Origin of the sequence: Polaromonas sp. UC242_47 (assembly GCF_044452385.1) — a bacterium.
Classification (GTDB): domain Bacteria; phylum Pseudomonadota; class Gammaproteobacteria; order Burkholderiales; family Burkholderiaceae_C; genus Polaromonas.
Map to the genome: position 1 here is coordinate 1 of NZ_JBIOAO010000001.1, position 17,814 is coordinate 17,814.

The 17,814-nt window shown below is 62.6% G+C and carries 26 protein-coding genes; 25 read left to right on the plus strand and 1 reads right to left on the minus strand.

The genetic code is table 11. From position 1 onward, the window contains the following. Positions 1–330: 330 nt before the first annotated feature. From ACHMXK_RS00005 to ACHMXK_RS00080, 16 genes are all read left to right on the plus strand, one after another. Positions 331–654, plus strand: coding sequence for a hypothetical protein (locus ACHMXK_RS00005; RefSeq protein ID WP_397436530.1), 324 nt, complete (start codon positions 331–333; stop codon positions 652–654). Between the two features lie 355 nt (positions 655–1,009). Further along, entirely contained in the window at positions 1,010–1,378 is a 369-nt protein-coding gene (locus tag ACHMXK_RS00010; protein WP_397436532.1) for a hypothetical protein, read from the plus strand. A 26-nt stretch (positions 1,379–1,404) separates the two neighbouring features. Then, the gene (locus ACHMXK_RS00015; protein WP_397436534.1) at positions 1,405–2,214 is read left to right on the plus strand and encodes a hypothetical protein; all 810 of its coding nucleotides are present in this window, start codon (positions 1,405–1,407) and stop codon (positions 2,212–2,214) included. After that, positions 2,172–2,615, plus strand: a complete 444-nt coding sequence (locus ACHMXK_RS00020) for a hypothetical protein (RefSeq protein WP_397436536.1) — start codon at positions 2,172–2,174, stop codon at positions 2,613–2,615. Before ACHMXK_RS00015 ends, ACHMXK_RS00020 begins: the two co-directional genes overlap by 43 nt. A 58-nt stretch (positions 2,616–2,673) precedes the next feature. Next, positions 2,674–3,048, plus strand: coding sequence for a DUF2190 domain-containing protein (locus ACHMXK_RS00025; RefSeq protein WP_397436538.1), 375 nt, complete (start codon positions 2,674–2,676; stop codon positions 3,046–3,048). Between the two features lie 165 nt (positions 3,049–3,213). Beyond that, entirely contained in the window at positions 3,214–3,453 is a 240-nt protein-coding gene (locus ACHMXK_RS00030; protein ID WP_397436540.1) for a hypothetical protein, read from the plus strand. Then, positions 3,417–3,878, plus strand: a complete 462-nt coding sequence (locus tag ACHMXK_RS00035; protein ID WP_397436542.1) for a hypothetical protein — start codon at positions 3,417–3,419, stop codon at positions 3,876–3,878. Before ACHMXK_RS00030 ends, ACHMXK_RS00035 begins: the two co-directional genes overlap by 37 nt. Beyond that, positions 3,868–4,056, plus strand: coding sequence for a hypothetical protein (locus ACHMXK_RS00040; RefSeq protein WP_397436543.1), 189 nt, complete (start codon positions 3,868–3,870; stop codon positions 4,054–4,056). The genes ACHMXK_RS00035 and ACHMXK_RS00040 overlap by 11 nt, the downstream gene beginning before the upstream one ends. A gap of 131 nt (positions 4,057–4,187) precedes the next feature. After that, a complete protein-coding gene (locus ACHMXK_RS00045) occupies positions 4,188–4,544 on the plus strand; it encodes a hypothetical protein (protein ID WP_397436545.1) in 357 nt (118 codons plus the stop codon). Further along, positions 4,544–5,056, plus strand: a complete 513-nt coding sequence (locus tag ACHMXK_RS00050) for a phage protein Gp36 family protein (protein ID WP_397436546.1) — start codon at positions 4,544–4,546, stop codon at positions 5,054–5,056. Before ACHMXK_RS00045 ends, ACHMXK_RS00050 begins: the two co-directional genes overlap by 1 nt. Beyond that, the gene (locus ACHMXK_RS00055; protein WP_397436548.1) at positions 5,053–5,592 is read left to right on the plus strand and encodes a phage virion morphogenesis protein; all 540 of its coding nucleotides are present in this window, start codon (positions 5,053–5,055) and stop codon (positions 5,590–5,592) included. Before ACHMXK_RS00050 ends, ACHMXK_RS00055 begins: the two co-directional genes overlap by 4 nt. Beyond that, the gene (locus tag ACHMXK_RS00060; protein WP_397436550.1) at positions 5,589–6,239 is read left to right on the plus strand and encodes a hypothetical protein; all 651 of its coding nucleotides are present in this window, start codon (positions 5,589–5,591) and stop codon (positions 6,237–6,239) included. Before ACHMXK_RS00055 ends, ACHMXK_RS00060 begins: the two co-directional genes overlap by 4 nt. Positions 6,240–6,249: 10 nt before the next feature. Next, positions 6,250–6,510, plus strand: a complete 261-nt coding sequence (locus ACHMXK_RS00065) for a hypothetical protein (protein WP_397436552.1) — start codon at positions 6,250–6,252, stop codon at positions 6,508–6,510. Between the two features lie 57 nt (positions 6,511–6,567). After that, positions 6,568–8,052, plus strand: a complete 1,485-nt coding sequence (locus ACHMXK_RS00070) for a phage tail sheath subtilisin-like domain-containing protein (protein ID WP_397436554.1) — start codon at positions 6,568–6,570, stop codon at positions 8,050–8,052. A 34-nt stretch (positions 8,053–8,086) separates the two neighbouring features. Then, positions 8,087–8,458 carry a hypothetical protein gene (locus tag ACHMXK_RS00075; RefSeq protein WP_397436556.1) on the plus strand — a complete coding sequence of 124 codons (372 nt, stop codon included), beginning with the start codon at positions 8,087–8,089 and terminating at the stop codon, positions 8,456–8,458. A gap of 127 nt (positions 8,459–8,585) precedes the next feature. Next, positions 8,586–9,164 carry a hypothetical protein gene (locus tag ACHMXK_RS00080; protein WP_397436558.1) on the plus strand — a complete coding sequence of 193 codons (579 nt, stop codon included), beginning with the start codon at positions 8,586–8,588 and terminating at the stop codon, positions 9,162–9,164. On the opposite strand, the gene ACHMXK_RS00085 is transcribed toward ACHMXK_RS00080, so the two are convergent. Beyond that, on the minus strand, positions 9,117–9,353 hold the full coding sequence (locus ACHMXK_RS00085; RefSeq protein ID WP_397436560.1) for a hypothetical protein: 237 nt from the start codon (positions 9,351–9,353) through the stop codon (positions 9,117–9,119). The two genes, ACHMXK_RS00080 and ACHMXK_RS00085, sit on opposite strands and share 48 nt — an antisense overlap. Here ACHMXK_RS00085 and ACHMXK_RS00090 point away from each other — a divergent pair. From ACHMXK_RS00090 to ACHMXK_RS00130, 9 genes are read left to right on the plus strand one after another with little or no spacing between them, the layout of a single operon-like run. Continuing rightward, positions 9,340–10,959, plus strand: coding sequence for a phage tail tape measure protein (locus tag ACHMXK_RS00090; RefSeq protein WP_397436561.1), 1,620 nt, complete (start codon positions 9,340–9,342; stop codon positions 10,957–10,959). The two genes, ACHMXK_RS00085 and ACHMXK_RS00090, sit on opposite strands and share 14 nt — an antisense overlap. Next, positions 10,919–11,209 carry a hypothetical protein gene (locus tag ACHMXK_RS00095; RefSeq protein ID WP_397436563.1) on the plus strand — a complete coding sequence of 97 codons (291 nt, stop codon included), beginning with the start codon at positions 10,919–10,921 and terminating at the stop codon, positions 11,207–11,209. Before ACHMXK_RS00090 ends, ACHMXK_RS00095 begins: the two co-directional genes overlap by 41 nt. A gap of 2 nt (positions 11,210–11,211) precedes the next feature. Beyond that, positions 11,212–12,549 (plus strand): DNA circularization protein, encoded by a 1,338-nt coding sequence (locus tag ACHMXK_RS00100; protein ID WP_397436564.1) that lies wholly within the window; start codon positions 11,212–11,214, stop codon positions 12,547–12,549. After that, positions 12,549–13,670 (plus strand): phage baseplate assembly protein, encoded by a 1,122-nt coding sequence (locus ACHMXK_RS00105; RefSeq protein ID WP_397436566.1) that lies wholly within the window; start codon positions 12,549–12,551, stop codon positions 13,668–13,670. The genes ACHMXK_RS00100 and ACHMXK_RS00105 overlap by 1 nt, the downstream gene beginning before the upstream one ends. Further along, complete coding sequence (locus ACHMXK_RS00110) at positions 13,667–14,212, plus strand: phage baseplate assembly protein (RefSeq protein ID WP_397436568.1); 546 nt, start codon at positions 13,667–13,669, stop codon at positions 14,210–14,212. The genes ACHMXK_RS00105 and ACHMXK_RS00110 overlap by 4 nt, the downstream gene beginning before the upstream one ends. A 58-nt stretch (positions 14,213–14,270) precedes the next feature. Beyond that, positions 14,271–14,861: a phage GP46 family protein gene (locus ACHMXK_RS00115; protein WP_397436570.1), complete on the plus strand. Its 591-nt coding sequence runs from the start codon at positions 14,271–14,273 to the stop codon at positions 14,859–14,861. Then, positions 14,858–15,985, plus strand: coding sequence for a baseplate J/gp47 family protein (locus ACHMXK_RS00120; RefSeq protein ID WP_397436571.1), 1,128 nt, complete (start codon positions 14,858–14,860; stop codon positions 15,983–15,985). Before ACHMXK_RS00115 ends, ACHMXK_RS00120 begins: the two co-directional genes overlap by 4 nt. Next, the gene (locus tag ACHMXK_RS00125; RefSeq protein ID WP_397436573.1) at positions 15,985–16,578 is read left to right on the plus strand and encodes a putative phage tail protein; all 594 of its coding nucleotides are present in this window, start codon (positions 15,985–15,987) and stop codon (positions 16,576–16,578) included. Before ACHMXK_RS00120 ends, ACHMXK_RS00125 begins: the two co-directional genes overlap by 1 nt. A 9-nt stretch (positions 16,579–16,587) precedes the next feature. Beyond that, on the plus strand, positions 16,588–17,589 hold the full coding sequence (locus ACHMXK_RS00130) for a hypothetical protein (RefSeq protein WP_397436575.1): 1,002 nt from the start codon (positions 16,588–16,590) through the stop codon (positions 17,587–17,589). Positions 17,590–17,814 lie beyond the last annotated feature (225 nt).

The following is a 17,814-nucleotide window of genomic DNA, read 5'->3' on the forward strand; positions in this document are numbered from 1 at the left end:
CTGGCGAGCAACTGAATCATCTGGTCGAGGCCATGAAGCTCTGGGGTCAGCGCGTTAAAGCAAACATCTATTGACTGACATGACCCGCCACATCCCCCACACTCACCACCCAGCCCGAGGCGCTGCCTGCGGCCGTCCGTGAACTGGCGCGGGTGTTGGGTGACGCCGACGCGATGCGCCTGATCGGCCCTCAATGCCAGGCGCCCGCATATCGGTGCCCAAGCCGGACAAGGCCAAAGAAGACCACCCTCTGCGCATGGCGCTTAGCCCGACCGGTTTCGCAGAAGCTGGTCGCCGAGTGGGGCGGCGGTATGCTCGAAGTGCCCAAGGGTGACGCCTACCTTCGCCGACTGCGCCACGACCATGTGCGCCAATGCCCGCGAGCAAGGCCTGACCTTTGACGAAACCGCCCAGGCCACCGGCTACAGTCGGCGCCAGGCCATCAACATCATGGGCGGCGATGCCAGCATGACGGACATGAAAGCCGGGCTATGTTCGATGAGCTTGAAGAGCCCGAGAACTACGCCGTGCGAGCCAACGACCCCTTCGGTCTGGGGAACCGGCCTGACGACCGGGCCGGGCAAGCGAAACGGCTTTCAAAACCGCCGCAAACCCCTTCGAAACCGCCGCGCAGGACCTGCGCGGCACCACTGAGGCTCTAACAGCCTCCAGGCCCGCCAAGGGCCTGATTTCACAACACCCTCAAAACTGCCTCTGTTCAATCAATGGCCTTTGGCGCCTGGTCGGGCAAATGACCCATAATTGCGACGTTGCCCAGAAAAAGTGGGCGACCGGTGTGAGAGCCCGTTGAGACGCGGCAAGAGGCCGCAACCCCGCACTGGTTTGCAGCTTCTTCCTTTGGGCGCCAGTTTTTGGCGGCCCGAATGGAGGGGCGCAAGCTCCTGCCGGTAACGCCAAGCGTCTCCCGGTCTCTCACACCTGTTCGGGCCGCCGCCACCATTTGATGTGGTTGCGCCGTTTGTTCAATTTCTGAGACGACGCGGCATTTATGAATAAAGCAGTTTCCTTTGATCAGCCCACAGTGCAGGCGATCCATGTCACCACTGAACAGCAGCGTCGTGCATTCCGTGTGGTGGACGCCGTTGACGAATTGCATAACCAGCTCGGCGCGCTGCGCGCCGTGCAGCAGCTGACGACCAATGACAAGGCGGGCTCTCTGGAAAACCTCCCTCAATTGCAGCGCGGCGACCTTGCCACGCTGTTGTCGTGGTCAGCGCTGAGCTTGAAGCCCATTGCGCCAAGGCCCGCGAAGCGGCAACGCGGGCAGCCAAAGGCGACTAACCGCCACCACGCCCGTCCAGGGCGTTTCCCAGAGCCTCGTAAAGCCAATACGGTGAAACGCTTCACCAAGATTTAGCGCGACCGTCTGGGCACAGTTGGGGCATGAGTAAAGCACCAACCAAGAAAAGCCCGGTCGCCAAAGCTATTGATGCGACCGTCAAAGGCCTGCGCGGCTTTGTCGAGGTCTTCAAGACCGGCACGCACACCGACAGCAAGGGCCGACAGGTCACCTTCAGCAAGGCCGACGTCGAGCAGATGGTGGACAACCACAAGCTCGGCGCCGCGCCGGCCGTCATCGGTCACCCCAAGGACACCGCCCCGGCATATGCCCAGGTGGCCGAGTACAAGCTGGAAGACGACGGGCGCCTGTTCGCCAAATTCGACAAGATCAACCCGGCCTTTGAGGCTGGCGTCGATTCCGGCGCCTATTACAACCGTTCGCTTTCCGTCATTAAGGACAAGGTCCACGGCTGGCGCGTGCGCCATGTTGGCTGGCTGGGCGCCGTGCCGCCCGCCATCGACGGACTGCAGCCGGTCGAGTTCGCAGCCGACGACGAAACCTGCTTTGAATTCGCCGCGCCTGGCTATTCCCTAGTCTGGGGCCTGGAGAGCGCCGCCAAGCTGCTGCGCCGCCTGCGCGACCGAATGATCGAAAAGGACGGCCTGGAGGCCGCCGACGCGACCCTGCCGCAATGGGAAATCGACTCGATGACTGAAGCGGCCAGCACCGCCCGCGCCCAGTTCAACGACGACAAGCCCGCATCCCTTTTCAACCAACCGACCGAGGACGAAACCATGATCACTCAAGAGCAACTCGACGCCGCCGTGGCGCTGGCCCGCAGCGAGGGCGAGACCGCAGGAAAAAGGGCATGGTCCCTGAAGCCGAATTCAGCGCCGCCCAAACTCAACTGACCGACCTGAAGAAGGCCGAGCAGAAAACCCGCATTGCCGGCCTGATCAAGGGCTGGAAAGACAAAGGGCTTGTGCTGCCCGCCAACGAAGCCGGCCTGTACGAGTACATGGCCCAGTTGGAAGACGCGGGCCAAGAGTTCAGCTTTTCCAAGGCCGAAGGCGGCGAAGGCAAGAAAACCCCGGCGCAGTTTTTTGCGGATTTCATGGCCGCGCAGCCGCCTGTCATCAAGATCGGCGGCAATGGTCGGGTAATCGACGAGGGCGCGCTGGACGTCAACAACACGGAGGCGGTGACCAAGGCGGCCAACGACTTCATGGCGGCTGAAGAAAAAGAAGGCCGGACCATCAGTGCGGCCAACGCGGTGCAACACGTCATCCGCACCGCTACCGACGCCAAGTAAGCCAGCACCGACCATCCCCGCCCTTCCAACCATCCACGAACACTTCAGGAGCATTTCAATGTCTGCACCTCTTCAACACCGGAGCGTCCTTGCCCAAGCGGCCATCGCCGGTTTTCTGATCATCAAGCACGGCACCGTCGACAACTCGGCAGCGCTGGCCACCGCCGCGACCGACAAGCTGATCGGCACCAACGACGCCCTGGGTAAGGACGTCGGCGAACAGGTGGACTACCCCACCACGGGCACTGGCGAGGTGAAGTTGGGCGCCGCCGTGACGCGGGGCGACCCGATCACCGCCGATGCGTCCTCCAAGGGCATCACGGCGGCACCGGCTGCCGGCTCCAACGTTCGCATCATCGGCTTCGCTCTGCAGAGCGGTGTGCTGGACGACGTCATCGACTACCAGATCGCCCCCGGCGTGATGCAAGGCTAAACAGCCATAGCACCCGCCAGTACCTGACCCGAACCAGCCTCAAGCCAACCCAAATTTTCTAGGAGCAACCATGTCGAAAGCGCCTTTTGTAGTAACTCCCGTCCTCTGCGCCGTCGCAGTGGCCTATAAAAATGGGGCCATGATCGCCGATGGCGTTCTGCCCGTGTGCCCGTCGCGGCGCAGAACTTCAAGTACAACAAGTTCCCACTGGGTGAGTTCTTCAGCCCGCCCGAGACCAAGGTCGGCCGCAAAGGCCAGGTCAACCAGGTCGAGTTCACATCAACCGAAACGCCGGACTCCACCGAAGACCACGGCCTGGATGATCCCATCCCCAATTCGGACAGCATGAACGCTGCGGCAATGCCCGCATGCCCGACCCCAAACTGCGCGCCGCGCAAGGTTTGACCGAGTTGATTTTGGTGAAGCGCGAAGCACGCGCCGCCAGCCTGGTTTTCAACGCCGCGAACTATGGCGCGGGCAACAAGCAGACGCTGGTCGGCCAAGCCCAATGGAGCGACTATGCCAACAGCAACCCGCAAGCCGACATCCTGGCAGCACAAGACGCCATGATCATGAAGGGCAACATCGGTGTCATTGGCCGCGCCGTTTGGACCGTGCTGCGTCAGCACCCCAAGATGTGCAAGGCCATCTTCGGCAACAACACAGACGCCGGCATCATCAGCCGCCGCCAGTTCGCCGACCATTTCGAACTGGACGAGCTGTACGTCGGCGAAGGCTGGTTGAACACCGCGCGCAAGGGCCAGGCGCCCGCCATGACGCGGGTCTGGGGGCAAGAGCTGCGCCATCCTTCACCGCAACATGAGCGCTGACACCGAATTCGGCATCACCTTCGGCTTCACCGCCCAGTTCGGCCCCCGCGTAGCCGGTGAGATTGTCGATCCGGACATCGGTCTCCGAGGCGGTGTGCGTGTCCGCGTCGGCGAGTCCGTCAAGGAACTGGTTACGGCTCCAGACTTGGGCTATTTGTTCAGCGCAGCGGTCGCGTAGGGATTCAAAGGAGCCGCTAGGCAGCACCTGTGAAGCGCCAGAGCCGGGAGTTGGCGAAAGCGCAGAGGTGAACGCAAGGCGGGTGGCTTAACCCCAAGCCCCCGCCATTTGTTTATTGACAGGAGTACGACATGGGAAAGCTAAACGAAGAGGCGGTGCTGGTGGACATCATCGCAATTGAGCCAATTCGGTTCAATGGCCGCGTCCACCCGACCGGCGCCCGCGTCAAGGGGCTCACTCAGCAGCAATCCGACGAGCTGGAGGCCATGGGTCACGCCAGGCCGGCTACCGACGAGGACGATGCCATCGAAGAGGCCGGTAGCGCGGTTGGCAGCCCTGCCGCGCCAGGCCCCGATGCAAACGCTGCAGGTGCCGGCACGCTGATCTCGCCGCCGGTTGCAGCAGCGGTCGCAGAGGCCAAAGCCTCCAAGCCCGCGACCAAGACGGCCCCTGCAAAAACTGCCGCCCGAAAGACGGCCCGCGCCTGATGCCCTACGCCACGCCCCAGCAAGTCATTCAGGCCTACGGTCTGAAGGAAGTCACGCAACTGCTGGCCGATGAGCAGGACTTGCTCACCGAGCAGCTTCTGACTGACGCCATTGCAGAAGTGTGGACGGGTGCGCCGAGCCAGGAGGAAAAGGACGCTGCTACTGGGGCGCTGGCGCGGTTCGTGCGAAAGATCGAAACGAGCAGCAGCTTCATGGACGGCTACCTTCGCAACGCCGTCACGCTGCCGCTGTCGGCCGATGACGTCAACATTGGCACGCTTAATGAGTGCTGCATGGCCCTGGTGCGCTGCAGCCTGTCTGATGATCCTGACAACGCCACCGAGCGCATGGACGATTGCTGCAACACGTGGCGCGCTTGGCTCAAAGACGTGTCACGCGGCACCGTTCAGTTGGTCAATCCGGCTGGTGAAACGTTGCCCGGCAAAAGCCGCATCCGCTTCGGACCGGCCGCCAGCTCCTACAACTGGGCCGCGCACAAGGTGGCACGATGAGCGGCGTTTATTCGGTCTGGGGCGCGGGCTCCCAATCTACCCATATCAAGCAAACGCTGGACACCACGCCCATCACGCGGCACCTGCGCGGTCTTGAGCGGCTCAACAACTCGCATTTCATCGCCGTGCGCCGCGAGATCGGCGAGTACATGCTGGGCAACGTGCAGGACAACTTCGACGGTCAGCGCCTGTTTGACGGCACCGCCATGCCGCCCAGCAAAGCCGCGCAGGGCCGCACCACGCACTGGAAGGCCAACAACCGCAGCAAGGGTCGTGTCAGGGGCAACGTGCGCGCCGCAGGCAAGACGCTGATCGACCGGCACCATCTGTATGACAGCTACGTCTACCAGCTCGCGGGCAGCGGCGTAGAGATCGGCTCGGCGCTGATTTATGCGGCCATCCATCACTTTGGCGGCGAGACCGGGCGGCTCGGCCACCGCTTCACCATGACGGCCAGACCCGTGCTGGGCGTGGCGCCCGCGCAGGAACGCGCCATCGGTGACTTCATGGTCGCCGCGATTGGGCGTATCCAATGAGCGGCGTGTTGTTGCTTGAACAGGCCGTGGCCTACGTGCGCGCCAGCTTTACCAAGGCGCAGGTCAAGGACGTGCGCGCCTACGCGGGTGAGTTCTCGACCGCTGAAATGAAAAACGTTAGCTACAACTGCCCGGCCATCCTGATCAGCCTGCTCGGCTGGAAGAAGCCGGACGAGGGCGGGCGGTTGACAGGCCGGCACGCCAAGAACCACCGCATGGTCGCCTTTGTGGTGACCAAGAACGCCAAGAGCCGCGAGGCGCGCATGACGGAAGCGATGCGCCTGGCCGAAGACCTGTCTGTGCTGCTGCGCCAGTGGGCGCCTATGGCTCAACAGCCCTACGCCAGCGCCATACAGGCGCAGGGCGTCACCATCGTGGGACTGGACGATCAGCCGACGTGCGAGAACCTTTACAACCGCGCCGTCGATGAACAGGGGCAGGCGCTCTGGATGGTGGACTGGTATCAGTGCGCCAAGGGCGTGATCCCGCTCAACCAGGAGCGCCCTGATGTGCCCTACGCGGACAGGCCGAACATGCGCCACGTCAAGATTTACGACACCGCCCGAGGCGGCCAAGCGCCTGGCGACACGCCTGACACGAGCATCGTCCCCGATGTGCAGGAAAAAATTGATTTTGAAAAACCCTAAAGGAGCTGACATGGCCAAAAACGACACGCAAGCCGCTACATCACAAATCGCCGCGCTGGCCGCTGGAACCATCGGCATCAGCGGCAAGCCGAAGACGCCGCTACCCATGCCTGCGCTGGGCTCAACCTGCGGCGTGATGGTTGCCGAGGGCCAGGTGCTGGTCAACAACGAAACCGGCGCCCGTTTCGAGGAAGGTAAGGAGACGCCGCAAACGGTGACGGTCACCACGCTGCGACGCCTTGAAGACGGCTGCCTGGTGCGCGTGAGCTGAAGCGGAACTTAAAGCGGCCTCAAACGCCTTTCAAAACCTTTTAACTGGAGCCTACCCATGTCACTGCCCAACCTCTTTAGCCTCGGCTTTCTGCTGCCGGGCGTCGCCGCAAAGATTGACTTTTCCCGCGCCATTCGCGGCATGCGCGGCATGCCCCGTCGCGTGCTGCTGATCGCCCACAAGCTGGCGGCCGGCACCGCCGCCACAAACTCCATCCTGACAGTGACGACGGACTCCGACGCTGTGACTCTGTTCGGTGAAGGCTCGCTGATGCTGATCCTGTGGCGCGCCGCGAAAGCGAACGCCGACCGTGGCCTGCCCATTGACACGATTTGCATTGCTGAAGGCACCGCGGCCGTCAAGGCCAGTAGCACGGTGGTCATTGCGACCGCAGGCGCTACGCTGGGGACTTCTGGCGAGTTCATGTTTTACATCGCCAGCCAGCGCATCAGCTTTGGCGTTATCGCCTCGGACACGCCGACGACGATTGCCGCCAAGCTGGCTGCCGCAATCAGCGCCATTCCGAAGCTGCCCGTGACCGCCGCGACGAACGCCAACCCCGGCGAGGTGGTTGTTACCTGCAAATGGGGCGGCCCTACCGGCAATGACATTAGCTTGGTCACGCAGCACTATGCCGACGACTACCTGCCGGTTGGCCTGACCGTCACTCTCCCGGCTATGACCGCAGGTGCGGTCGCACCGGACGTGACGCCGGTCATCCAGAAGATGCTGGGCTATCGTGCGACCGAGATCGTGAACCCTTTCACTGACAGCGCCAACATGGGACTGCTGGAAACCGAAATGGCCGTGCGCTGGTTGCAGAACAACATGCGGGACGGCGCAATCGTCGTCGGAGCGCGTGGCACCGAAAGCGCTTTGACAACGCTTCTTTCGACCCGCAACAGCCCGCACGTGCACACCATGACCACCTGCAAGGACTTGACCAGCCCTTGGGAAACCGCCGCCATGGCTGGTGCCGCCATCGAGAGCAGCGCAGCCATTGACCCGGCCATCCCACCCACATCGCTGCTGGTCGGCTACGTTGGCCCCAAACAGGGCGACGACCTCACCGACGACCAAAAGGGCAACCTGCTGGCGCTTGGCGGCTCACCGTTGCAGATCGACCAGGATGGCACGGGTCGCCTCTGGCGCATGGTGACGAACTACACGCAGACGGCGGGCGGCGCGCCCGACCGCAGCATGGCGAACTTGATGTGGATCAAGACCATGAGCTACTACCGCTGGTTCCGGGTGACCGAGTTTCAGACGAAGTACACCGGCTACAAGTTGGCGCAGTACATCACTGATCCGATCCCTGGCCAGAAGATCATGACCAAGGAGCTGGGCGAGGAAATCATGCTCGGCTTGTACAAGCTCTTCTGCGATGCCGGGCTGTGCCAGAACATGCCTTACTACCAGAAGACGATCGTGGTCGAGGTGGACGGCCCGAACGAAAAGCTGAAGATTCTGGACGAGCCGGTCATCGTGACGCAGCACTACCAGACCGAGATCACCAGCAACGTCATCGCTGGCCAGGTCTAGGCAGCAACAAACCTTTCAACTTCAGGAGAGATAAATGGGAACTGAAAACATGCTGCTGCACATCGACCAGATCACGGTCGATGGAAAACCACTGCCTTTCGAAGACGGCTCTGGCATCGCCTCCGGCTTTGCGAGCTTCACGAACACCGTGGTGCCCAGCGCCAGCGGTGATGACTTTGAAAAGCGCGCCCGCGTGCCGCGCATCTTCAAGGCAAAAATCCAGTTCGGCAGTAACCAGCAGCCGGGCGACTACAACAAGCTGCGCGGCATCCAGATCACGGCCCGCGACAGCCAGACTGGCCGCCGCTGCCTGATGACCAAATGCAGCTTCGGCGAGATGGGCGACCTCGGCGGCGGCTCGGTGGACATCACGTTTAACGTGCTTTCTGAGCCGCAATGGCTCTAAAGGGATAGTTTGCGATTTGGTGCAAGTCGCACCGAAATGAAGAAGGCTGGGTAATACCGGCCTTTTTCATTGGCGCGGTGAAGTGTTTCACCAAGACCCAAAGCGCCTGCAGCCGGACACTGCATGCATGACCGAACAAAGCACCCCCAATGCCGAGTCGTCCCCCGCAGTGCGGATCGACAACCTCTACAAACTCGTTCTAGCCGACGGGCTCAAGCTGGAAAGCGGCGGCAAGGACATCCTCTACAAGGTCGTCAGCCTGCGCGACACCAACGTAGCCGACGAACGCAAGGCCGAGGCGCTGTCCGAGCGCGCGATGATGGTGGGCGGTGGTTGGAAGCTGCTGGTCAGTGACTCCAATTTCAAACACGTGCTGAACATGCTGCACATCGAATCGTTTCATTGCGACGACACGGTGATCCCGCGGGGGCTGATTGATCTGGATATGTACGACAGGCTCTCGTCCCGCGACCTTGAGCTGATCGAACAGCGCATCTTCTTGCTGACACTGGCCAGCGAAGTGCGGTACGGCAACATCACGCAGGCTGAGTTTGACAGCGCCGTCGCTGGCGCGTCAAAGCCGATCAATTCGCCCCCACAGCATTCGGGCCAGGCTCCAACAGTGGGAGCGGTTGCTGACCTTCCTGAGTCTGGCCCTTCACTGCTCGCCGACTTCGCTGGAAGTTCTGCCGAAGGCCAGACTTAAGGCGATGGTCAAGCAATTGACCAAATCGAAATGACCCGCCATGCGTGAGTTAAAGCTGAAGTATTTTCTTGAGCTGGCCAGCAACATCGGCTCCAAGGCGCGCACCGAGGCGCAGGCGCTGGAGCAGTCGCAAGCCGCCATCAAGTCGTCGGTGGACAAGACCACGGGGTCTTTTGTGAAGCTGGACACCGCTTACCTGCGCTTCCTGAACAACACCGGCACCGAGCGGCAGATCGGCTACATGCAGCGCCTGGCGCGGTCGGTTGACCATGCGCACGCCCGGATGGAACGGCTGGGCGCGACGGCCGTCAAGCTGGGAAAGGCCGGTGCTGCAGGGTTTGCGGGCTATCAGGCGGCTAAAGCGGTTTTGGCGGAGCCGCTCAAGATTGAACGGACCTATGAGCGCTCTCTGGCTGACGCGGCCAACATCGCCTTCCCATACGGCTCACGCAAGCAGGGTATGGCGGCCATGAACAAGCAGATTGAAAGTGCCGTGAGCAGCGGCGGCGGGACAAGGGATTCGGCCCTCAAGGCGATGAACGACCTGTACGCGGCCAACATCGACAAGGACGTTGTGGAATCCGTGCTGCCGCACATGCAGAAATACGCGACGTCGGGCAACGCTGATCCGGCCAACATCGCCCAGCTCGTGATTTACGGCCTGCGGTCGCTCAAGCTCGACGCAAAGGACATTCCCCTGATGCTGGACAAGACGCTGCAGTCAACCAAGGGGGGCAGCATGGAGTTCGACAGCCTGGCCAAGTGGATGCCACAGGTCGGCGCTGCGGGTAGCATGGCGGGCCTGCGCGGCATGAAGGGCTACGAGTCCATGCTGGCAGGCGTGCAAACGTCTCGTCTGACCGCTGGCACCAAGGACGAGGCGGGCACGAACTTTAAAGACCTGCTGTCCATGATCAATGGCCACGCGCTGATGACGGCGGCCAAGAAACTTGGCATCAGCCCTTCGGACGCCATTGCCAAACATATTGCCGAAGGCGGCGATGCGATCACCGGCATCGTTGGCCTTGCCGACCGCGTGGCAAACAGTGACCCACGCTACATGGCCCTTGATAACAAGCTGAAGGCCGGGGGCATTGCCAGAGATAAAGGTGGCCAGCCGCTGTACACGCCCGAGCAGCAAGAAATCATGCAACAGCAGGCGGCGCTTTTTCAGGGTAGCGCCTTGGGAAAGCTGTTCCACAACCAGCAGTCCATGCAGGCGCTGGTGGCGCTGCGGAACAACCGCGACTATTACAAGGATCAGATCGCTGCCACGGGCCTGGCCAAGGGCCAGATCGGCGGACAGGACTTCGAGACCATCGCCCAGACCAATGACTACAAGATGCAGCAAAAGGCCAACTCGGAGCTTTTTGCGCAGACCAGCAGCACTGGTGGGCTCAACGCGGTGCTTGGCAAATTTGCCGAGGGCACAACCGCGCTTTACCAAAAATACCCCGAGTTCGCCCAGTACATCGAAGGCGCAAAGCTGGCTGTCGGCGGACTTGCCGCAGCCGCTGGCGGCGCTGCAACTGCGCTGGCCGTTCTTGGTTTGTTAGGGGCAAAGAATGCTGGGGGACTTCCGGGGTTTGGCGGGCCAGGGGGTGGGCTGCCACGTGCCGGAGGTTCTCCCGGCGCCTTCCCGTGTTGGAGGGCGCTACGCCCGCAGCCGGGGCGAGCGCCGGGGGGAAGTGGCAGGCGCAATGCGCAGCCTGGGCTGGATCGGCTCAGGGCTGGCGTTGGCCAGCGAACTGTTTATGACAAGCGACGCGGACATCGCCACGCTCAATGCGGCTGATGCTCGTAAAAACGGGGATGGACTGAGAGGCAAGGGCTACAACGACCCGCGCCTTTTGAGCCTAACAACCCCTAGCATCGCCGACCAGGCCATGGCCATGGGCCAGACCACGAAGATCGAGCTGGGCGAAGGCAAGCTGGCCGTGGACGTTCGGGTGACCGATGAGCGCGCTTCTGCCAGCACCACGCTGACTACGCCCATGTCAAGCGTCAAGGTCAGCGCCGGGGCCACCAACCCTGCAGGACTCTAAAGATGGGTTGGCTCGAACAACTCAAACGCGCCAGCCTGGCCGGTGTGCCGTTTCACGTGGACAGCATCGACGTCAGTTTCGGTGACAACACTGTCCTGCGCGAATACCCATTTCAGGACTTGCCGACTGTCTTTCGCATGGGCGATGGCGTGGAGGAGATCAAGTTTTCAGCCTATGTGATTGGCGACGATTACATCGAACAGCGCGAGGCGCTGCGTGCAGTGCTGACGGGCGAGCGCGTGCTGATTCATCCAACGGCCGGCGCGATCCGCGTTTACGTGGTGGGCAAGACCACGATCAAGGAGAACCCGACCGCAGAGGGCGGCATGGCCCGCTTCGACCTGACCTTTGTTCGGGCCGAGGCACGCCGCTACCCGGTGGGCGTGGCCAACACCGGCAGCCAGGCCAAAGACGCGGCCAAGGCGGCATCCCAGGCCGCGCAGGACCAGTTCAAGATTGACTGGAACCTACTCAAGGCGCCGGGCTGGGCTGTCAACGGCGCCATCAAGAACCTGACCTCGTCGCTAGACGGCGTGTGGGGCCAGCTCAAGGGCGTGCAGACCGGGTTGGGCGACTACAGCAATGGGCTGATCGGCGGCTACCAGACCATGCGCGCCAATCTGGGCGACCTGGTACGTGTGCCCCAGCAGTTGGCCAGCGAGATCGCCAACCTGTTCAGCCTGCCGAGCGACCTGCAGGCAGCGACCGCCGCAGCCTTTCAAAGCGCCTTTAGCTGGGGGTTTGACCTTGATAAAAAGGTCGCCCGAAACGACTTTGAAAGCTTTGTGATCCCGGCCCCGGCCAGTAGCGGCCATGCGGGGGGCAGCGGTGATGCCGGGCTGGTGATCTACGGCGCGGGCAATCCGGCCGCCCTGCAGACCGATACCGCCGCCCGCCAGCAGTTGACCCAATTGACCGCCGCCAGTGACCAGCTTTTCGAAACGCTGGCCACGGCGAGCTATGTGCAGGTGGTGGCCGATACCGACCTGACAGCCTATGACGAAGCGCTGGCGCTGCGCACGGTCATTAACAACCAGTGCACGCGCCTGTTGATGGAGGCGTCCAGCATGACGCCGTCGGGCGGGCTGACGGCCACCTCATGGCATGACGCCATGCGGCAACTGCACACCGCAGCGCTGGCCGACCTGCAGGTGCGCAGCCGTGACCTGGTGCGCCTGACGACGTACACGCCGCAAGGCTGGGAATCCATCTGGTCCATCAGCTACAAGCTGTTTGGCACGGCGGACTACGCAGACGAAATCATGGCCATGAATCCGCACATTCGCCACCCGCTGCTGGCGCAGCCCGGCAGGCCGCTGCGCATCGTGAGGCACGACTGATGGCCGAGCGGCGCGTACCACGGGACAACGTCAAGATCACGGTCGAGGTGAAAGGCCTTGAGTACGAAGGCTGGCTGGAAAGCGAAGTCGAGCGCAGCCTTGAGGCGATCAGTGGCACTTTCAGCATCCCCGTGTCCATGATTCCCGGTCAGCCCCCGGCCATCAAGCGCCAGGACGCCATAACGGTGCGGATTGGCGGCGTGCAGGTCATTACCGGCTCTGTGCTGGCCGCTGAGCCGTTTTACGACAAGGACAACTGCGGCTACCGCGTCACAGGCCGCGACCGCACGGGCGACCTGGTGCGCTGCTCGGCCATCCACAAGGGCGGCCAGTGGCGCAACGCCCGGCTTGAGCAGGTCGCCAGGGACTTGCTGGCGCCCTATGGCATAGAGGTGAAGGTGGACGCCGACACCGGGGCGCCCCTGCATGACTTCAAGCTATCCCACGGTGAGTCGGTGGTTGACGCTCTGGCCAGGGCGGCCCGGCTGCGCGGCGTGCTGGTCACCCGCGACGACTTTGGCCGCCTGCTGCTGACCAAGGCGGGCACCACCAAATTCACCGGCGCCATCGTGCGCGGCCAAAACGTCATCAGCATGCAGGGCATAGGCTCTGATGAGCAACGTCACAGCCAGTACATCGCCTACGGCCAGCAAAACACTATTGCCGACTTTGAGACTTCCCGCAGCTTGAAGGCCATGGCCAAAGACCCCGAGGTGACCCGCTACATGCCATTGGTCATCAACGCTGACGGCAACATCACGCAAGCCGATCTGCAGACCCTGGTTGACCACACCGCCCGCGTCCGACGTGGCCACGCCTTCGGCTTCAAGTACCTGCTAGAGGGGTGGACGCACCAGGGCGCGCCGTGGCCGCTGAATCAGCGCGTGCCGGTGTATGACGACATTGCCGGTCTTGACGGTGAGGAATGGCTGCTTTGCCAAGTCAAGCAGCACTGCACGCTCAAGGAGGGCGACGTGACAGAGGTCGTCGTGCGGCCCATCGAGGCCTACGACACCGCGCCACTCAAAACCAAGGTCAAGCATCGCAACTTCGGGAACAAGGGCAATACCACCAACCACGCACGCGGACCGCGTGACAAGGCGCAAGGCGGGGCACGGTGAGTACGCCCGCCATCTTCTTGCGCCGTGCGCGTTTGCGCAGCCTGAAAGAGGGCCTGGTGCAGACCGTGCGCACCGAGGCAACGGAGAACGATGCCAAGGACGCTATCGAGCGTATGCAGGATTACGGCTTTGCCGCCAACGTGGTGGACGGGCAAGGACTGGTTTTGACCATTGACGGCACCGTGATCGTTCTGCGTATGGACCGTATTGCAGACCGCCCCAGGCTCGCCGCTTACGAGGTAAGCGTATGGCACAAGGAAGGCCACAACGTGACCCTGCGCGACGGTAAGGTGGTAGAGACCAACTGTGATATTTACCGGGTCAACGCGGCGGTCAAGGTTGAATTGAACACGCCGACCGTGGCCATGTCGACCAAGGCCACGGTCGGCGACACGCTGGATGTGAAAAACGGCCTCACAGGTGGCGGTAATGCCACCTTTGCGGCGGGCCGCGTTAGCGCGCTGGGCGTGACGGCTGCGGGCAAGAACCTCGACGGCCACGACCACAACGAGACGGGCGTCCGCACCGGGCCAAACAACTGACCCCGCTGGTGAAGCGTTTCACCAAGACCCAAAACGCTTAAGAACCGAGACTGGCTGCATGTTTGATGTGGCTACTCGACCCCTCCCCAGCAGCGCACGCGGCGGCATGGCCAGCGTTGTGCCGTTTGACTGGCGGCTGACCCTGCCGACAGCGCCGTCCGACTACCCGTGGACAGACTTCGGAAGCCCAACCGGCGCGCCGCAGCAGTTTGTTGAGAAGTTGGTCACCTATGCGCTGGAGCTGGAAGACACGCTGGCAACACCCATCATCCTTTCGCTCTTCACAGACGCACGGGCCAGCCTTGACGACATGCTGCCAGCGAATGAAACCAACCGGCGCGGCTGGGTGGGCGATGAGTTCATGGCCAGCAGCGCGACCGACCAGCGCGACGACTGGGGCACGCTGCTATGGCTGTACTACACCGGCAAGGTGACAGACGACGTACTGGGCATGGTCGAGTTCACCTGCAAGGAAGGGCTGCGCTGGCTCATTCGCGCTGGCATTGCCAGCCGCGTTGACGTGACCGCCCTGTGGACCGGCGAAGGCCTCGACCGGCTGGCTGTTCGGCCGCAGATTTACAAGCCCAACCAGGTCACGCCCGTTTACGACGTGCTGTGGGGCACATCCATCCGCAGGTTCGGCCAATGACCCCTCTAAACGTACCCATCCCCTCAATCCGCCAAGCGGCGGAAAACGCCGCTCGCCTGCTGCAGCAAAGCCTGTCACAGGCGGCGCAGGTTGCCGACCCGGCCTCGCTCAGTTCCGTCGATCTGGAGCTGGCGCGCTCCAACGTCAAGGCGCTGGCCTTTGTAGAGGGCGCCGGGCTGCACGGCGCCTACCGCTACCTGCGCGACTTCATCGCACGGCAGGCCATCCCCATCAAGTCGGTCGGCGAGTTTCTGGACGGCTGGCTGGAAACCTACGGCCTGAAGCGCAAAGAGCCCGCTGCAGCTATCGGCCCGGCTGGCGGCACGGGGGTGCCCGGCACGCTGCTGACCACCGGCACGCTGATGGCCGACGACCAGGGCAGACAGTTCAGGGTCACGTCAGACGTCGCCGTGGCTGTTGGCGGCACGGTCACGCCTGGCCTGATTGCCACCGTGACCGGCATTGCCGGCAACGCCGTGGCGGGGCTGAAGCTGACGCTTGTATCGCCAATGAACGGCATTGATTCGGCCTTCACCGTCGGCGTAGACGGTCTGGGCGGCGGTGCGGACCAGGAAAGCGACGACCAGGCCATTTACCGCCTGCAGCAGCGCCTGAGCAATGAACCCATGGGCGGGTGCCCGGCAGACTATGTGCGCTGGGCGTTGCAGCTACCTGGCATCACGCGAGCGTGGGGCGTGCGCAACCCGGCTGGGCCGACCTCGGCGGGCGTGATCATCATGGCCGATGGCAATGTAGCGCCGGGCCTGCCCAGCGCCATGCAACAGCGCCAGGTGCTGGACTACATACGCGACCCCAAGCGCGGCCCGCCCGATGAGCTGTTTGTGATCATTCCCACGGCGGTGACCAAGAACTGGGTGCTGTCCATCACGCCGGACACGGCGGATAACCGCAAGGCGGTCATTGCGGCGGTGCAAGACCTGTTTTTCCGCGAAGCGATTCCCGGTGGGCAAATTCCGCACAGCCACGTCAAGGAAGTGATCAGCGCCTCGCCCGGTGAGTACAACCACAACATCATGTCGCCCGTGCTGACCGAGGGCGGGATTTTCACGGTGGCCAGCATCTATGAGTTGCTGGCGTCGGGCAGTTTTACCTTTGTCCCGTGATGGAAAAGTTTCTCCAGTCCCTTGCCAACCTGCTGCCCACCGGCTTCGCATGGCCACGCGACCCGCGCTCGACGCTGATGCGGGTGATCAGGGGCGTGGCGGCATCGTTTAACGAACACCACGAAGTCGTCGCGGAAACGGTGCGCCAGTGGCAACCGGCCACCACCGTCAACCGCATGGCCGAATGGGAAGAATCCACCGGCCTGCCGGATGCCTGCTTTGGACTTGACCAGCCCCTGGCCCTGCGCCGCAAGCTGTTGCTGGCCAGGCTACGGCCAGTTGAGTTGTTTTATGGGGATTCGAGCCCTGCGGCGACCGGCTCCATCGAGGCGATCTGCGCCTGGCTGGGCTACAAGGCGACCGTCCGCTACAACACGCCGTTCCGTGTGGGCCGTAACCGGGTGGGCGAGCGGCTGGGCGCGCTCAATGGCCGCTTGTGGATCACAGTGACGCTCGAAACCGCCCCTTTTCGCGTGGGCGTCAACCGCGTGGGCGACCGCCTGCGCATCGGCACTTTGAACGGCGGCGAGCTGGCCTGCTACCTGCAGCGCATCGTGCACGCCCGGTATGAAGTCAACGTCATTTTTATCTGAGGAAAACCCATGGATTACACCCAATCAAACGCCTTTGTTGTTGACGCGGGCACGGGCTTTAACCGGCATGAGGACAATGCCGCTGTCCCGACGGCGGTCACAAAAAAAGACATGAATTCGTTGATATGGTCCTTGATGGAGGTCGTCAAATTCGGCGGTCAGGCGGGCGCGCAGTTTGACCCAGCAGTGCCCGCCACCTATAAGGTGCTGCTCAGCGCGTTAAAGGCCGCTTTCGGCGGCAATGTCACGACGGTCAACGCCGCTAACTCGCCGTTTGTGCTGACTAAAGACCACGCCGGGCTGGTGATCATGGACGCGACGGCTGGCAACGCGAGCGTCACGCTGCCAGCGGCCAACGCGCTGTCGGCTTTGAAATTTGACTTCCGACGAAAAGACGCTTCGGCAAACATGGCCACAGTCAACCGCGCAGGGGCAGATACGATTGACGGCGCTCTAACTTCTTTCACGCTCAGCCCCGGCAAAGCCTGCAAGGTAGCCTCAGACGGCGGCGCCGCTTGGTCTACTGTCGCCTTTGTTGACGGGCTGAAAGAGGGCTTTTCGCGCTGCGTTAACAATGCTTCCCAAAGCAACGCCGCTACCCCGAATTCCAAGGTCGATCTGCTCGCCGATGTTGTCATTGTGTATAGCCCCGCAACCGGCGAGACCATCCGCAAGGCGGCACCGGGCACCATCACCAACGACGTGACAGTGGCCGGTCCTGCCGCCAATGGGCGGGATCGAGCCGCAGTGTTCCCGGCGTCTTCATGGGTGCATTTCTATTGGGCCCTGAACCCCTCGACCGGAACGTTGATCACACTTTCTAGCCTTCAGCCACCCACCGCAGGACCAGCGCTGCCCGCGGGTTACACGCATTGGGCATATTCGCACCCGCAGTGGTACGACGGGGCCAGCATTCTGAGGCGGGTCTACGTTTCGCGGCGGGTGGGTTGGCTACCAAGCGACGCAGCTCGCCTTGTCCGGAGGCACGTCTACCGCCGAGGCGACGGTTAGTCTGGCCCCGTATGTGCCCCCAAACGCGCTGCGAGCGCATTTGGATTTTTCGCTCAGCAATGGGGCGGGCACCTCCCGGTCGGCTTCGATCCGCCTCGCTGCTGGCGTCATCTTCGCGTCTTTGAACGTGACGATCTCCGGCTACGCGAATCAAGGCATCACCGTGCCCAACGTGGGTCAGAGTGTTTTGTACACGGTGTCGGATACGAGTGTTGCGCTAACCAT

Excerpts from the sequence above, each read along its gene's own strand:
- ACHMXK_RS00010 (WP_397436532.1), top strand. The coding sequence starts at position 1,010 with ATGAATAAAGCAGTTTCCTTTGATCAGCCCACAGTGCAGGCGATCCAT.
- ACHMXK_RS00015 (WP_397436534.1), top strand. The coding sequence starts at position 1,405 with ATGAGTAAAGCACCAACCAAGAAAAGCCCGGTCGCCAAAGCTATTGAT.
- ACHMXK_RS00020 (WP_397436536.1), top strand. The coding sequence starts at position 2,172 with ATGGTCCCTGAAGCCGAATTCAGCGCCGCCCAAACTCAACTGACCGAC.
- ACHMXK_RS00025 (WP_397436538.1), top strand. The coding sequence starts at position 2,674 with ATGTCTGCACCTCTTCAACACCGGAGCGTCCTTGCCCAAGCGGCCATC.
- ACHMXK_RS00035 (WP_397436542.1), top strand. The coding sequence starts at position 3,417 with ATGCCCGACCCCAAACTGCGCGCCGCGCAAGGTTTGACCGAGTTGATT.
- ACHMXK_RS00040 (WP_397436543.1), top strand. The coding sequence starts at position 3,868 with ATGAGCGCTGACACCGAATTCGGCATCACCTTCGGCTTCACCGCCCAG.
- ACHMXK_RS00045 (WP_397436545.1), top strand. The coding sequence starts at position 4,188 with ATGGGAAAGCTAAACGAAGAGGCGGTGCTGGTGGACATCATCGCAATT.
- ACHMXK_RS00050 (WP_397436546.1), top strand. The coding sequence starts at position 4,544 with ATGCCCTACGCCACGCCCCAGCAAGTCATTCAGGCCTACGGTCTGAAG.
- ACHMXK_RS00055 (WP_397436548.1), top strand. The coding sequence starts at position 5,053 with ATGAGCGGCGTTTATTCGGTCTGGGGCGCGGGCTCCCAATCTACCCAT.
- ACHMXK_RS00060 (WP_397436550.1), top strand. The coding sequence starts at position 5,589 with ATGAGCGGCGTGTTGTTGCTTGAACAGGCCGTGGCCTACGTGCGCGCC.
- ACHMXK_RS00065 (WP_397436552.1), top strand. The coding sequence starts at position 6,250 with ATGGCCAAAAACGACACGCAAGCCGCTACATCACAAATCGCCGCGCTG.
- ACHMXK_RS00070 (WP_397436554.1), top strand. The coding sequence starts at position 6,568 with ATGTCACTGCCCAACCTCTTTAGCCTCGGCTTTCTGCTGCCGGGCGTC.
- ACHMXK_RS00075 (WP_397436556.1), top strand. The coding sequence starts at position 8,087 with ATGGGAACTGAAAACATGCTGCTGCACATCGACCAGATCACGGTCGAT.
- ACHMXK_RS00080 (WP_397436558.1), top strand. The coding sequence starts at position 8,586 with ATGACCGAACAAAGCACCCCCAATGCCGAGTCGTCCCCCGCAGTGCGG.
- ACHMXK_RS00095 (WP_397436563.1), top strand. The coding sequence starts at position 10,919 with ATGACAAGCGACGCGGACATCGCCACGCTCAATGCGGCTGATGCTCGT.
- ACHMXK_RS00100 (WP_397436564.1), top strand. The coding sequence starts at position 11,212 with ATGGGTTGGCTCGAACAACTCAAACGCGCCAGCCTGGCCGGTGTGCCG.
- ACHMXK_RS00105 (WP_397436566.1), top strand. The coding sequence starts at position 12,549 with ATGGCCGAGCGGCGCGTACCACGGGACAACGTCAAGATCACGGTCGAG.
- ACHMXK_RS00115 (WP_397436570.1), top strand. The coding sequence starts at position 14,271 with ATGTTTGATGTGGCTACTCGACCCCTCCCCAGCAGCGCACGCGGCGGC.
- ACHMXK_RS00120 (WP_397436571.1), top strand. The coding sequence starts at position 14,858 with ATGACCCCTCTAAACGTACCCATCCCCTCAATCCGCCAAGCGGCGGAA.
- ACHMXK_RS00125 (WP_397436573.1), top strand. The coding sequence starts at position 15,985 with ATGGAAAAGTTTCTCCAGTCCCTTGCCAACCTGCTGCCCACCGGCTTC.
- ACHMXK_RS00130 (WP_397436575.1), top strand. The coding sequence starts at position 16,588 with ATGGATTACACCCAATCAAACGCCTTTGTTGTTGACGCGGGCACGGGC.